The 15,468-nt window shown below is 43.1% G+C and carries 14 protein-coding genes; all 14 read right to left on the bottom strand.

All coding sequences use genetic code 11. The features are described 5' to 3' along the window. Positions 1 to 22: 22 nt before the first annotated feature. The 14 genes from FYJ66_RS02320 to FYJ66_RS02255 all read right to left on the bottom strand — a co-directional run bounded on the left by FYJ66_RS02320 (position 23) and on the right by FYJ66_RS02255 (position 15,460). A complete protein-coding gene (locus tag FYJ66_RS02320; RefSeq protein ID WP_154571905.1) occupies positions 23 to 1,180 on the bottom strand; it encodes a glycosyltransferase family 4 protein in 1,158 nt (385 codons plus the stop codon). A gap of 2 nt (positions 1,181 to 1,182) precedes the next feature. Next, entirely contained in the window at positions 1,183 to 1,548 is a 366-nt protein-coding gene (locus FYJ66_RS02315) for a DUF2304 domain-containing protein (RefSeq protein WP_206156964.1), read from the bottom strand. Between the two features lie 16 nt (positions 1,549 to 1,564). Next, entirely contained in the window at positions 1,565 to 2,254 is a 690-nt protein-coding gene (locus FYJ66_RS02310) for a glycosyltransferase family 2 protein (RefSeq protein WP_154571903.1), read from the bottom strand. A 46-nt stretch (positions 2,255 to 2,300) separates the two neighbouring features. Beyond that, positions 2,301 to 3,245, bottom strand: coding sequence for an alpha-1,2-fucosyltransferase (locus FYJ66_RS02305; RefSeq protein ID WP_206156963.1), 945 nt, complete (start codon positions 3,243 to 3,245; stop codon positions 2,301 to 2,303). Between the two features lie 21 nt (positions 3,246 to 3,266). Then, positions 3,267 to 4,337: a glycosyltransferase gene (locus FYJ66_RS02300; RefSeq protein WP_154571901.1), complete on the bottom strand. Its 1,071-nt coding sequence runs from the start codon at positions 4,335 to 4,337 to the stop codon at positions 3,267 to 3,269. Between the two features lie 28 nt (positions 4,338 to 4,365). Then, entirely contained in the window at positions 4,366 to 5,502 is a 1,137-nt protein-coding gene (glf, locus tag FYJ66_RS02295; RefSeq protein WP_154571900.1) for a UDP-galactopyranose mutase, read from the bottom strand. A gap of 59 nt (positions 5,503 to 5,561) precedes the next feature. Further along, positions 5,562 to 6,797: an EpsG family protein gene (locus FYJ66_RS02290; RefSeq protein WP_154571899.1), complete on the bottom strand. Its 1,236-nt coding sequence runs from the start codon at positions 6,795 to 6,797 to the stop codon at positions 5,562 to 5,564. A 73-nt stretch (positions 6,798 to 6,870) separates the two neighbouring features. Continuing rightward, positions 6,871 to 7,629 (bottom strand): DUF4422 domain-containing protein, encoded by a 759-nt coding sequence (locus tag FYJ66_RS02285; protein ID WP_154571898.1) that lies wholly within the window; start codon positions 7,627 to 7,629, stop codon positions 6,871 to 6,873. Positions 7,630 to 7,636: 7 nt separating this feature from the next. Then, positions 7,637 to 9,715 carry a sugar transferase gene (locus FYJ66_RS02280; RefSeq protein ID WP_154571897.1) on the bottom strand — a complete coding sequence of 693 codons (2,079 nt, stop codon included), beginning with the start codon at positions 9,713 to 9,715 and terminating at the stop codon, positions 7,637 to 7,639. Between the two features lie 60 nt (positions 9,716 to 9,775). Continuing rightward, positions 9,776 to 11,248 (bottom strand): flippase, encoded by a 1,473-nt coding sequence (locus tag FYJ66_RS02275; protein WP_235897327.1) that lies wholly within the window; start codon positions 11,246 to 11,248, stop codon positions 9,776 to 9,778. Positions 11,249 to 11,272: 24 nt separating this feature from the next. Then, positions 11,273 to 12,844, bottom strand: a complete 1,572-nt coding sequence (locus tag FYJ66_RS02270; protein WP_154571896.1) for an O-antigen ligase family protein — start codon at positions 12,842 to 12,844, stop codon at positions 11,273 to 11,275. Continuing rightward, positions 12,844 to 13,692, bottom strand: a complete 849-nt coding sequence (locus tag FYJ66_RS02265; RefSeq protein WP_154571895.1) for a glycosyltransferase family 2 protein — start codon at positions 13,690 to 13,692, stop codon at positions 12,844 to 12,846. The genes FYJ66_RS02270 and FYJ66_RS02265 overlap by 1 nt, the downstream gene beginning before the upstream one ends. Beyond that, entirely contained in the window at positions 13,693 to 14,748 is a 1,056-nt protein-coding gene (locus tag FYJ66_RS02260; RefSeq protein ID WP_235897326.1) for an NAD-dependent epimerase/dehydratase family protein, read from the bottom strand. Beyond that, on the bottom strand, positions 14,741 to 15,460 hold the full coding sequence (locus FYJ66_RS02255) for an IspD/TarI family cytidylyltransferase (RefSeq protein WP_154571893.1): 720 nt from the start codon (positions 15,458 to 15,460) through the stop codon (positions 14,741 to 14,743). The genes FYJ66_RS02260 and FYJ66_RS02255 overlap by 8 nt, the downstream gene beginning before the upstream one ends. Positions 15,461 to 15,468: the final 8 nt, after the last annotated feature.

Genomic DNA, 15,468 nt, shown 5'->3' with positions numbered 1-15,468 from the left:
CATAAGCTTAATTCCTTTAAGTTTATGTTTTTGCCGCAATAATCACTTCTTCCAATTTGTCCCCACATTTCTTCCACACAAATTGGTTTATGACTCTTCTGTATACGTTCTCACCTGTTGACTTAATGTATTTTGAATTAGTAACAGTCATTTTGAGAGCATTTTCAACACACTCAGTTGAATTTCCATCAATAATTAAGCCTAATTCTCTACTTGAAATCAACTCGGCTGATCCGCCATTTTTTGTTGTTACGATACAGCACTTCGCAAGTGCAGCTTCCAAAACTGATGTAGAAAAACCCTCTGATCGCGAAGGCAAACAAAAGATATCCGACATTCTTAAAACGTTAACCACATCAATGCTGTTCTGCTGCCCCAGAAAAATGATATCCGGGTAATCTGACTCAGTAATCTTTTTTTCTAACGGTCCAGTTCCCATTATTATCAAACAGACGTTATATTTCTCTCTGACAATATTATAGGCTTGTAGTAGAGAATTTACGCCCTTTTCCTCAATTAATCTTCCAGCAAAAGCTATTTTTACAGCACCTTCAAACGGTTTTATTTTTTCTGCAATTGATGGCGGAACAGGTCGCTCTGGATAATCATCTGGATCTATAGAATTGTAAAGTACCCCTTTTCCTTCTATCCCGAATTCTCTAAGCCACTTTAATGAAAACTCGGAAACAGCATAATAATCATCACAATATCTCTTACCAACTGCGGTAATCGTCTTTTCGTAGACCCTTTCAGCAACATCTAAAATTACGTTATTAAAAGTTAAATAGCTTGAACCATGTTCAATTGTAATCAATGGAATATTGTTTTTTCTTGCATAGCGCATTCCAAATACCGATAGCAGGTAAAACCGTGTGTTGACTATGCAAAACTCTATTCTATGTTTCTGAAATTCATTTGTTATTATTTGAGATAATTCCCGGGAACACTTCATGACAGGCATTCGTTCATTCATCATTTGATACGATGAAACACGCACTACTGATATCCCCTTCTCAAAGTTCTCCGTATAGGTTTTCCCCCTATCTCCAGATGTGACGATTACAACATCATATCCCTTGCGAACCATCTCTACTGAAAGTTTATATGTATATCGCTCTACCCCTCCCATGTGAGGGTAAAACTGCGCACTAAAAATTGCGATGCCTTTTGTCTCTGCCATAATTAGTTCTCATTCTTTTCTTGTGACATGTCCTGTTTTTTCTTCATTTCTAGATAATCTTCATAATCACGAATGCTTAGTTTCTGGACTAAATCCTTGTTTTTTTCCTTCAGGGCAGATATCTTAACATTCTGAGCAAACAGCATGAGATAAAGGAAAAAAATAAACATCGTAAGAACAAAGTTACTCGCACTCATAAAACCCAGTCTGGAAGAAATATATGTAGGAATTCTAGGAAAAACGCTAAAAACCAACAATAAAAGAGCCCATAATATCCATGAGATTGAGTCTTCAATATTCAAGTTGTTCTTCCTGATCCTTCTAAGGACAAACCAGAATGTGCCAATACTAGCAACAACAAACACCATTTGAAGTCTCATACTATTATCTTACCTTTCTAAACGGTTGTATCAGCAGGATAGAAATAATCATCCTGCTCATATATTTAATAATATTCGGCAAATTAAGATATGACTCACCGAACTCACGTTCATTCATTTGAACCTGTATTTCTTTTATTTTCTTGCCATTTTTCAGCATGCAAACAAGTGTGTCTGGCTCAGGTGGATTATTCATATCTTTTGCATAAGCTGCTATGCAATCCTTTCCATAGGCCCTGAACCCGCTTGTTGGATCTTTGATCGTTTTGCCTGTGACAAGTTTAATTGCAAATGACAATAATCTGCTTCCTATCATTCTAGAAGTCCATGGTTTCTTTTCATCAACAAATCTTGAACCGATAACTATATCGTTACCATCTTCTATAGCAGATACCATATCGTTAATATATTTTGCGGAGTGTTGTCCATCCCCATCAAATTGAATTGCAACATCGTAGTTATTAAGCAACGCCCACTTAAAACCAGTCTGAACTGCCCCGAAAAGGCCCTGGTTCTGAAATCCATTTATATAATTGTAATTGAACTGATTAAGTACCTCGAACGTGTTATCAGTGGATCCATCATTTACTACAATATAGTCAACATCTGGCGAATTCCTTTTTATATCCTCCACAGTTTTTCTAATATTAAGGGATTCGTTATATGCAGGTATTATTATCAGAGTTTTCAGCATTACCAGAACATCCTCTCAATTAGATACTTAAAATTCAAATTGCTCTTTATAGTTTGATCCACCTATCATCTATCAGTGGTGATTTAAACTCGTTGTTATACCACCTTCTCGGCGATATGACGATTTTATCATCGTATTCTCCCAGATACTGGGCCCACCAGCTGAAGGTGCTGTTTGAAATAATGAAATGTCTGCAGGCTTTCATTATCTCCAGCTTATTATGAGCAAGCTCATCTGATTTCTCATATATCACTTCAGATCCGCTGAAATCGATATTGTTTTTCACCCAGTTCTGGTCATTTGAACTTACATAGAATACCGGATCTGCCACTTTTTCTTTTATTATTTTAATCGCCTGTGCATAGTATTCAGGCGTGCAGACATTAAAGATGTTCTCTCTTGCGGCATCGCTCAGCTGGAAGTGCCGTATGCTGACGCAGACCGAATTGCAGCGTTTCAGCTTTTTCCTGACCTCTTCCTGCTGAATGCTTAAAGGTTCCTTGATGGTAAGCTCCCTAAGCAGAACATCTCTTATGTCGTCGAAATATCCCGGTGCTTCGAATCCGCCATTCAGGAGATAGTTGCCTTTGTAATCGGCAGTAAATGGATAAAATCCCTGCCTCAGCCAGTGAACTCCTGCCTTGTCCAGCCTCGGTGCCCATTTCGTCTGCTTTTCGTACAGACCGGCGAAATCGTATGGATTCTTCATCAGAAAAGGCTTATAGTCTGCATAAAATGCCAGCGTCAATGCGATCTGCCGCGGAGAACTGTGGTAGAACAGGAGATTCTTTTTGCTGTAGGTTCTGTATTGCGCGATGTTGAAATATTTCAGTGCGTCTTCCCAGCCAGATCCCCCCTCCTGATCCGCTTCGTTTATTACCTCCCGGAAACTGAACAACAGCTCCTGTCCGGTCTTCAGCTGAAGAGATCTTGCAGCCGCATACTGGAACAGCTGGTTTCCCAGCCTTCCATGAGTCTCTACCTTGATCATTATTGTAAACAACGCCTTTCCTTAGTCTGAGATGAGAACCTTCTTGATAGACTCCATCATTTCCTGCCAGTCCATCTTTGCAAGAGAATCAGGATCCGGAACATAGCGTCCCCTGCCGGCTGCCTCAAGCAGTGCTCTCGACCATTCCTCATCGCTCATATCAAGAGCCATCACTTTCACTCTGCCTGGTATAATCACTGCTTCCGCGGGGAATTTATCTGAAATGACTACAGGCAGCCCGTTTGCTTGCGCTTCCGCAGCTACCAGCCCGAACCCTTCGTAAAGGCTTGGCATCAGCATCACGTCCATTGCTGAGATATACGCCTCTGGTCTGTCTGTATAGTCGATAAAGGTAACAGCATCCGATAATCCCCTGTCCTGGACTTTATTGAAGATTCGCTCCTTGTCCTGCCCGCTTCCTATCAGCAGCAGGTGACTGTTTTCATTTGCCTGATGGAACTCACTGAACACTGATACCACCTTATCGTGGTTCTTCTGTTCTATGAACCTGCCTATGTGGCCCACCAGCACTTTACCTTCCACCCCCAGCTCAAGCCTTTTTTCTGATCTTGCTGCAGGGTCGAAAGCCATGCGCTTTGTATCAATACCGTTTGGTATCACCAGTATATTTCTACCACTGTACGCCCACTCTGCAGCCATGGCCGAGCAGCCGATTTTCAGATCCAGGGTCCGGTTGAAGAATGGTTTAAAGGCTTTATGAAAAAATGGATGTTTTGTACTGGTGTTGTGGCAATGGGCGATAACCCTGCCTGCTCCGCCTCTGCTGGACGGTCTGGCCTCTACATACATCATGGCACTGTTACCGTGTATGTACACCGTATCATAACTGTTATTTCTGACTAGTGTCTCAATGCTTCTCATGTACTTCAGTACATGAGCCTTTGGCTCCAGCTCGTGAAGCCTGACTCCAAGGGACTGTAGTTCTCTGCCGTATTTATTGTCAAAGCTGAAGCCCAAGGCAAATTCCAGATCCAAGTCATTGTGGAACTGCCGGCATATGTCCATCTCGATCTTTGTGATCCCGTCATTGGACAGGGGGCAGGTGCCCAGTATCAGCACTTTCTTCTTCATATATTTTCCCTTTATCAGGATAATGTCATCAACAGCCTGTAGCAATACATTCTGAAGATATTTTTAATGCTTCTTCAATGACCTTATCCATGTCGTAATACTTATATTCTCCCAATCGTCCGCCGAAAATCACTTTATTTTCCTGGTCGGCCAGTTTTCTGTATTCCTGGTAAAGATCACTGTTCTTCTTGTCATTTACCGGGTAATATGGTTCATCGCCAGGTTTCCATTCAGAAGAATACTCACGGCTTATAACCGTTTTCTGGATATCTTTTCCGTTTTCATCTTTTCCAAATTCGAACCACTTGTGTTCGATAATCCTGGTCCAAGGTGTTTCGCTGTCGGTGTAATTAACCGCTGCGTTGCCCTGGAAATTAGGAATGTCCAGCACCTCTGTTTCGAACCTTACGGAACGGTACTGAAGGTATCCCAGCTTGTAGCCGAAATATGCGTCTACAGGACCGGTATACACCACATGATCTGCCATAGAATCATACTCAGCTTTGTTCTTCAAATAGTCTGCATTTACCTTGACTTCAATGCCTTCCAGCATGTTGCGGACCATTTTTGTGTATCCGCCAACAGGAATCCCCTGATACAGAGCGTTGAAGTAATTATTATCGAAGGTAAATCTTACCGGCAGCCTTTTGATAATAAATGACGGCAGTTCGGTACATGGCCGTCCCCACTGCTTTTCCGTATAGCCTTTTATCAGCTTCTCATAGATATCTGTTCCGACCAGGCTGATTGCCTGTTCTTCCAGGTTCTCCGGTTCTTTTATTCCTGCCGCCTTCCGCTGCTCTTCTATCTTAGCTGCAGCCTCCCGGGGCGTAACCACACCCCACATCTTATTGAAAGTGTACATATTAAATGGCAGCGAATACAGTTCCCCATGAAAGTTTGCCACTGGAGAATTTGTGAATCGGTTGAAGGTGGCGAACCTGTTCACGAAATCCCACACTTTCTTATTGTTGGTGTGGAAAATATGTGCGCCATATTTATGCACATTGATTCCTTCTACATTTTCGGTATATACATTACCTCCAATAGTCGGTCTCTTATCTATGACAAGAACTTTTTTCCCAGACTCCTTCATCTGACGGGCAAAGGTGGCTCCATAAAGGCCGGCTCCAACTATCAGATAATCATACTTCTCGCCGTTCATTTCTAAATCCTTCCTGTTAAGGGTAACCTCTTAATGATAACACGTTTGGCGGTTTAATGCTAAACTAACGCTGCTGCAATACGTATTCCCAGTGACCGCTGCCAGCAGAATGTGTAGGGCATTACCTCATTTTTGTTCATGATAAAGACAGCCACCACTGTTTCCAGGACAAATAACAAGATAAGTCCCCATTTAAGGAGATTCCTCTTCTTCTCATTTTCTTCTGCATTAATGAGAAGAGGCAGCAGCATAAACAGGGGTGCTGAGAAATAATAATTAATACGCTTCATGAACGGCACCTGTCCCGAAAAGGCCAGCGCCATCATCCCAAGAACATTCATGTAATACCAGATCTTGAAATATGGCATATTTTTACATTTCTCGAAATAATATGATCCAACAATCAGAGTGAACAGTCCTATTGCAAAATAAACAGTCTCAAATTCCGGCTGATCACTGAAGTACCTGGCGTATTTAGGAGCTGCTGTCTTGACAACAGCCTCTATCAGCCTGAAAAGCACCGGAGATCCGGCCATACAGGCGGCAACAAGTCCGAAACACCACAATGGCCTTATGTTTATTTTTTTCAGGAAATATACGGGCAGAAAAACGAATGCCGAAGTGTGGAATCCTATGGCAACAGCAACCAGCAGGAAAAACTTAGCCGGCTTTCTCTTCTCTGCATACTCGCATGCAAACAGGCACAACCCTATGGCAATATACTGCGCAATGATATTAAGAGATAGAAAATAATTGCTTGTTGTAACAAAAAAGAATATTGCCAGAGGCACATTAACGCTCTGGCGGTAAATAGATGCAAAAATCAACCCGAGTATTATGGCTGAGGTGATTATATACAACCACTGCACGTCCATATTAAAACGGACAAGGGGATATTCCAGCAGACGGAAAAGGAACGATGTGTGACTGCTTTCACTTACATAATATTGCAAAATATTGTGAAAGCCGTGAATGTTGTCAGGTCTCTCTATCAAATGGTTCCAGCTGTCGTTTATCCAGGATTTCTGCGCACTGGAAAGATGACCTGTATTACTCCATATCATCCCATAGTACTGAGGAGTGTACGTGTGGTATGTGTCAGTTCCCGTGTTCCATCTTAACGCAGATAGCAGAAACAGAGGCAGAAATGAAAGTATTCCTGTCTCTGTTTTTTTTATTTCTCTATTTTTACCACTGCCTGGTATTGTATCAACAGCTCTGGTGTATAGATGTCCAAAATATACAGCCAATGCAGTTGCGATGGTATAAATAAAAATAGAATTTAACATTTTCATCTATCTTTCTTCTGCAGATTGCGTGAGCGGTTCATCCTTTATCAGATTGAAGAATGAGAAATACAGATTCTGACTATTTTCCGCCTCTGATTTTCCTTTTCAGAAAGTCTCCGCCTTTCTTCAGCCAGTTCTGGTCTTCCATGAACACACAAGGAAGCTCTTTATACTCAATGTGATTGGTATTTATCCACACATCCATCAGTCTTTCACTGACGAACCCGAACACTCTGGCGTCGTTCTTGCTGTACTGACTGATGTCCAGCCGGTTCTCCAGTTCAAATAGAATATCGAACAGCCACTGACAGTAAGCATCCGACAGTTCTCTTTTCATGATGAACATGTTGAAACGATGACCTGTGGTCTTCTTCATGGATTCATCAAAGGCAGCAAGATATTCAGGACACTTTTCCTGTATTATTTCCCTTGTCGTATCCAGATCTATTGCGTGATGGGCATGGGCATACTGGCTGTAATTAGTCTCAATAAAGTAGTTTCTCGGCTTTGGAAGAATTACATCTGTTTCCTCAAGGACTTTCCCCAGCTGCTGCCCTGTGAGCACACAATTCCGCTTGTTGCTGTTGTCTTTTTTTATGGAAAAGTGTCTCCTGTAGTGGGCAATTCCCAGATAATCTGCATCCAGGTTTTTCCATGCCCAGTACAGGCCTGTCAGTTCGCAGAAATTAGGATTCTTTTCGCTAATATTGTCGCCGGTATTATCTCTCACAAATCCTTCTGGCATGTGGGGATTGGGCCCTACGAAAACAGGCTGATAAATACCATCCTCCGGCATCCAGTAATCCTTGTGTGATACTACAATTATTTTTGAACTCATGAGAATTCTACTTTGCTCCTTCTCTCTTCAGCACTGATCCCACTGTTTTAAACAAAATCTTTATATCCAGTCCTGCTCCGCAGTGGTCAACATAATACATCTCCATCTGCTGTCTCTCTCCGCTTTCGTAGGTAGCGTTGTTTCTGGCATAGGCCTGCCAGTAACCGGTCAATCCCGGCTTTACGCTCAGCAGTTTTCCAATCTGATCCCCGTATATCAGCGTCTCCTTCTCAACTATTGGACGAGGGCCAACGAAAGAAAGTGAACCTCCCAGAATATTGAAAAGCTGCGGCAATTCATCAAGACTGGTTTTTCGGAGAACATTACCCACTTTTGTTATTCTCGGATCATCGTCGATCTTGAACTCTTTTCTGTACTGCTCCAGTTGCTCCGGCGTCAGAAGTTTCTTCAGGTCACCTGCATCCTGGCGCATGCTTCTGAATTTATAGACCCTTATTCTTTCTCCATTCTTTCCTATTCTCTTGTGGGCGTAGAATGGATTTCCTCCGTCTTCAAGAAATACTAACAGCATCAATACAAGAAGGACCGGAGAAATCAGCACTATTACTATCAGGGAAAACAGAATATCTGCCAGTCTCTTTACAAAGAGATATGCCATGTTCGGGGACTTGCTGTAAAGGGAATGATCGTATTCAAGGGGTTTCCTCTGTTCGAAATATTCAGCAAGAACCCGGGATTCCTCGGAAAATTCTTCTTCAGTGAATATCCTTTTGGAATGAAAGGTAATGAACTGCAGGATCATTTTTCCGGTAATGACCAGATCCTTAAGGAAACTCCAGTTCTCTATGTAATCTCTTTCCAGTTTTATGATCTTGTCTTCGTCATCTTCACAGGCCCACCTGCCTATAATTCCAGGCTTGATACTGAGATTCTGTTTTCTCGCTGGAATGTCATTGATAAAGTCCGGAAGGGAAGGCGCCTTAGGCCCTACGAAGGACATATCCCCGCCTATTACATTGAGTATCAGCGGGAAGCCGTCAAGATGAGTCTTGTGAAGGAATGATCCCCATACAGTATATGGACTCAAGCCCTCTTTCTTCCGCTGCTCTCCATCATCCCTGAGTATGCGGAACCTGTGAAAATAGAATCTTCTTCCATTCCGTCCTACCCTTACTCTGTTTATCAGAACCGGTCCCCGGCACTGAACCTTCGTAAAGGCTGTTGTCAAAATAAGCAGCACCAGGTAAAGCGGAAGTAATAATAGTGAAAGCACTATATCTACAGTGCGCTTGATTATCATATTCCTCTTAGGAATACGAAGCACAGGGTAATAACTGACTACTGGATAATCCCCTATTTCATCCATAAAGCGGTTATATGATCTGAGGTTGCTGTAATCCTGAATTCCTATGTGTACAGTCTTGCCCAGATCTCCAAAGGCTTTAACAAGATTCTCTATCCTGCTGTCTCTGTCTGTATCGATAAGCATCAGAGAATCTGCAGATGCATTCTGCACATCTTCCAGCATGTTCTCAGAATCTGATATTACCTCCACATCATCTATATATTCACCCTTAAGTTCTCTGTCCGTTACAACCAGTCCGATTACCTGAAACCTCCAGTCCCGGCTTTTCTTCAGGCCTTCCATTTTTGATCTGATGTTTTCATATGGGCCCACCAGTATAAGCCGCTCTGCTCCCTTTCCTTCTTTGAACATTGGAAGGAGTTTCTTCCTGGTAACGACCCTGAAGATAAAGCTGAGGGCACCGAACATACATGAATATACTATTACGAACCCTCTGGAATAGAGGATGTTGGACTTTGTAATGAAAACATAAAGAGCGAACAGGATCATCACTCCAGCTACTGTTCTGGCCACATTTGACACTTCCTCAGTAGTCGTCCTGGTAATGAAATCGTTCTTGTGAAGAAACATAAAGGCGATTATCAGATAAAATATCACATTCAGCAGTATAAACCGCTGATATACAATGTGATAGAACTCATCTAAGTAGAACCCTGTAAAATGGACCTTCCACCACATGGTAACAAAGAACGACAGAACCATTGCCATCAGATCCAGCGCCGATTGCAGGTAAAAATTGTATCTGTTTAAGTTATACATACCCCATCCAATTCGAAATAATCAGTTAACTCTATATTCGTTGTATCTGAATTTACATCATCAATTTCTCTTCAGCCTTGATCTTATAATGCCTGCACATTCCAAAGCCATGGATTCCCGGGTTAACATCAGCACAATGCTGTAAACCCCGAAGAACAGAACTGCAGAAATTGCAAGAATCACAAAGCTGTTCATTGCCACTGTGCTGCTTACCTGAAGCTTCAATGTCCATAAAGATGATATTGCGGCAGCAAAGAGAGCTGCAGCAGCCTTCCAGTAAGGAAGTTTCCTGATCACTGGTTTTATCATCTCTCTCAGGAAGAATATCTGAATCAGCATCACTATTCCCTCAGCTACTGCTGTTCCAATAGCTGCTCCCGTTGAAGCAATCCTCGGAATCAGAAGGAAATTAATAATCAGATCCGATACCGCACCACCGATAAATGAGTATAAAGTATATTTTTCTTTTCCCAGAGGGATCAGCATCTCTACGCCCGTAATATGGGTTATTCCAATGAAAAGCAGTGTAGGCATAATACACTTCATGGGCATTATGGCCCCTCTGAAAGAAGGGCCTGACAGAAGCAGAATGCTCGGCCCTGCAAAAAGGGTGAAATAGAGAGCAAGAGGAAGGGCAAATACGAAAACAAAGCTGATGCCTTTAGCGCAGATCCGCTGGAACTCCTCGTTCATCCCCTGTTTAATGTAATACGACGCCCTTGGCAGCAGCACCGCTCCCAGAGAGGTTACGACACTGACAAGAGCCACCTTCACCTTCACCGATGCGTTGTAATATCCCACATCCACGTCGGTCTTCATTATGCCCAGCATTACTGTATCCAGATTTGTATATATAGTTGAAATACAGTTCATGGCAAACAGGATTCCTATGGGCCTGAAGTGGCGCCTGAAATTATAGTTGCCAAGATTCCTGAACTCTATAAAATGTCTTGAATAAAAAAGATTTACTATGTTTGATGCTGATCCTGCAATTACGGTTATGCCGCCGTAAATAACATAATCTGATCTGCTGTGTATCAGCAGGAACATGGCAGCCAGGCCTATAACCTTGAAGATCAGAGATCTTATGGTAATAAAGCTGTACATTTCCAGCCCCTGGAAAAGCCAGTTCATTCCGATGGTGTTCAGCAATATAGTAGTGCCAACTATGAGATAGAGAGGCTTTTCTGAAGCCATCTTGGGAACTGTCCCTACCATCACAAAGAAGGCAGCATAAACTACCGCACACATTACCAGATTTATGATCATCAGCTCATGCACTACCTTGCTCAGTTCTTCCTTGTTATCCCTTACTCCTGCTGTTGCCCTGACACCATATATAGGGATTCCCAGCTGAGCGACCATGGCGAAATATGCCACCACAGATGTTGCAAAGCTGACCTTTCCCATTCCAGTAGGGAGCAGTATCCTTGAAACATAAGGGAATGTTATCAGAGGAAAGATTATGGACGACATGGAAAGCAGTGCGTTCATTATGAAGTTTTTCTTCAGAGATATGTTTTTATTTTCCAAAAATCCTCCGTGCAATCAGGTCTTTTATTTGTCCTTCACCTTGTTTAAACAGATGGTTTTCCCGATGAACCTCAGCCATCCTCCAAGGCGGCGGTCTGTTCTGTCTATCAGAGAAGAACCTTCCTCTCTCTCGTTCATGCCGATAAAGTATCCAAGGAGATACATAAATGTAATATTATATACCTTTGTTGAATAAATAAGTATATTTTCGAACATGGCAATGGTGCCCACTGCGCATATTGCCATGAATAATGCACTTCTCATCCTGCTTCTTTCATCTCTTCCAGGTTTTTTCAAATCAGAAACAGCTGAATGAATAAACATAAGCACCAGGAGAATCAAGGGGATAAAACCTATGAGCCCGCTATTGTATATCACCTGAGTAAACAGGTTGTGCATATTTCCTGATATTTTATCGTCTTTTCTTGTAAATTCGTATTTCTTGTCTGAAATCAGATTCTCGTGGTCTGTGACAAAGGCCTTCCACGCCGGCCTGCCATCACCTGATGAAACACCGTAGGCAAGCTGATGGTTATATCTTAGCAGCTTAAATCCAATTTCATTTATTATTCCCCGTCCGTTACTTATATCTCCTGACTGGAACTGCTTAACAACCCGGTTTCCGGAATTGGCCTGCTCTACAGCCTGGGAAGGTTTCTGGGCAGTTTCTTCTTTCTGATCCCCGGATCTCTGATCATCCATCTTCTGCTCATGACTTGCGTACCACCTGGCAGTTGTCCTCCCATTAATCCTGGCAGACACATTTGTAGAACCATAGGCCAGTCCGCCGATAATGATAACTACAGCAAGGATCTCCACAATTATCCTGATAATTCCCTTGCCGTCCCTGCGAGAGATGATTCTGTACCAAAAGTAACAGATAAATCCAGCAGTCACTGCAAGCAATGAGCCTCTGGAAAATGACAATCCAATGGAGACTGCGCTGGCGGCAATAGCTACTGCACTGATGACCTTAGTCAGGGTTTTCTTAGGCTTACCGGTGCTGAGCCACAGAATTCCCCATACGATAGCACATACACTGGTCCAGCCCAGCGCATTAGGGACTCCCTGGAGACCTGTGAACCTGTCCTGGAATCCATAACTTACTCCTATGTATGATGGATATCCGCCCTGGGGTTCAAAGAACTGAATGGAAACTCCGAATACATATGTTATCAGGCTTATTACGCTGTTTAATCCCAGGAAAAGAAAAGCAGCACCGCTGATAAACCATAAGTCTTCTGTATTGCCATCTGCTCCGTCAGAACTGCCTCCACCAAATACCAGAAAACCGGTCATTGTAATTATTATCAGGTCGATAATATTTCCCCTTACAGACGGGAAGCCGTTGGCGGCAAAGGAGATAATAAAGGCAATCACAAAGAGCCCCCATATTCCCGCTCCCCGGAATGACAGAAATTCCGGATCCCTCAATGCCCTGTATGCCATTACAACTATGGCAAAAAACAGCGGAATCTGATGCATGTGAGGCACATTACAGTAGACCAGCACCTGATCCTGGGCAAAGCCTGCAAGAAGCAGCAGGGTCAATACATATTTATCTTTCAGAAAAAATCCATCTAGTTTTTTTATCATCACCGCTCCTGTTTCGGATGCTCTTTCCTGTATTTTTTATAGTCGGAAACGCCCCGCCTCATGGCACTTATTTTTTTCTTCTTATTCTCCCCGTAGAACAGTATCAGGAAGAATTCCACCAGAATATGATAGCGCTCTTTCAGCATGCTGTATTCCTGCGGATAATTGTAGGCCACATACAGCCTGTTTCTGGCGATATAATACTGTCTGAATGCAGAGTGATTATGGAAAATATGCTCCCGTATCAGTCTTACATTCCGGCCATGGCCGATTTCATGGATCATTCCCACGAAATTAACTCTGTATATCTTGAAGCCCTTCGACCTGAGCCGGGCACAGTATTCAAAATCCACCCAGTCAATGAACATCCATTGGTCAAAAGGCCCCACAGCCTTATATGCCTTTACCGAGCAGAAGGATGCAGATGTTATACATCTCTTTATCTCCCGGCAATCCTCTTCCTGCTCCTCGCCTATCTCGTCTCCCGTAGTGTTTCTGTCGAGAATGCGGCATGTGATTATTCCAGCGTCATCGATATTGGAAAACTTCTTATATTCATCTACCAGTCCCGGATTACATACAGAGTCCTGGTCAAGGGTGACCACCCATTGAAATCCATTATCTGCTCCGTAGTCCATCATTTTATTCAGGGCGGTGGCAATTCCAAGATTTTCTCCGTTCTCGATATAGCTTACCTGGTCTCTGAATTCTGTTTTCACCTGATCCAGGTTATCTGAACCGTTGTCCACCAGGACTACTTCATCCACCTGATTTCTGATGGCGTTGATATTGTCCCTCAGTCTGCTGATGTCCGGATTGAACAAAACTATTCCGGCCAGTACCTTCATCTATCTCTGTCCTTTCATATAGCTGAATAATCTTTCTGTCATTTCCTTCATCTGGTACTCTGATCTCCAGCCCAGTTCCTCAAGTTTTCTGGTATCCAGTTCAATTTTCATCACAGGATTGTAGCCCATAGTGCTGGTAACGTCATCCTTGATGATAACATTGGTACCTTCTCCTGCCATGGAACTGAAAAGATCAGCCATCTCCTTAATGGAAAATGTGGTGTTTCTGCTGGCACAGTTATAGGCCTGGCCCCCGGCCCCCTTCTCCAGGACCGTGAGGACTGCTGTGGCTGCATCTACTGTATAACAATAGTTTCTTACAGTCTCGCCTTTCGTGTGCAAAATAATATCTCTTCCTTCTGCCCCGCATCTTGCGAATTCCGCAAAGACCCGTCCGTCGTCGTAACTGACTCCCGGGCCGAAGGTTTGAGTCAGCCTTAAAATTTTTACTGGAACGCCGTACTCAGATGCATATGCAGCGCACAGGGTCTCGGCCATTCTCTTCCCTTCTGAATAGCTGCTCCTCACGTCCATGGTGTCTATATATCCAGAATCTTTTTCGCTAACCAGAGCAACTGAAGAGCCATCTCCTGCAGGCTTTCCGTAGACTTCCAGCGACGAGAGGAAAACCACACCTGATGTTTTCTTTCTCCTGGCCAGATCCAGAACATTTCTTGTTCCTGTGATAATTCCATCTATGGTTTCTGCCGGATGTTCAACAAAATACCTGGAACCTGTTGGGCTGGCGCCGTGAATTATATAGTCCACCGGTTCTTCTACATCCACCGGGTCTGTAATATCCTGACAGATGATTTTCAGGTTCTCATTCTCCAGGCACCCTGCAAAAACGGCCCTGGCCTTCTCTTCTCTGCGGGCCATTGCAATCACCCGGATGTTTGTTTCATTATTTTCCCCGTACCTGAGCAGGCTCTTAACCAGAAGAGATCCGATTAGTCCGCTGGCCCCTGTTATCAGTACAGTCTTATTGCAAAAAGGCCTGAACAAGCTGTCTTTATCTGCCAATCTGTTTATGTCTTCCTGAAGCAAATCAGTCATTGGTTCTGTCCTTCTTCTTCGATTCATATAGGGCTCTGAAAGTGTAGAAATCGTTAGGTGTGGTTATTTTAATGTTCTCAGAGCTGCACTCAGTTGTAAAAAGCTGATGTCCATACCAGCTCATCAGTGTTGCTGAATCTATAAAGTCTGTTCTGCCATCCCTGAGGGCAGCATTATGAGCCTTCCAGATTTCATTCAGCCTGAAACACTGTGGTGCTTTAGCATACCTGCACTTGGACCGGTCAATGGACTCTTCCATTATTCCCTGCTCATTTACCTTGATTATTGTCTCGATGGCTGGAGCTGCAGCTATGCTGTTTCCGTTTTTTCTGACGCATTCTATGCTTCTGTCAATAAGGTCAGAATCGATTACAGGTCTTACGCCATCGTGGATAAGCACCATGTCTTCGTCTGAAACAGACTTCTCGTCTTCGAAATACTTGAGGCCATTGTATATTGACTCTTGTCCGCTGCGGCCCCCTGCTATTACATTCTCGACCTTTTCCAGCTTCCAGCGTGATATCAGATCCCTGCAAAAGTCGATATAATCTCCTATGCAGACTACCACAATGGCGTCAATATTGCTGTCATAGTTGAACTTTTCAATTGTATGTATGATTATTTCTTTGCCATCTACTTTAAGGAACTGCTTGGGAGTATCGCTTCCCATTCTTGCTCCTCTTCCCCCGGCAAATATCACAACATAATTCATTTTTTCCT

It is taken from the genome of Allobaileyella intestinalis (genome assembly GCF_009695865.1).
Taxonomy (GTDB): domain Bacteria; phylum Bacillota; class Clostridia; order Peptostreptococcales; family Anaerovoracaceae; genus Allobaileyella; species Allobaileyella intestinalis.
Note: the sequence above shows the minus strand (reverse complement) of the source record. Positions and strands in the feature narration are given on the sequence as shown.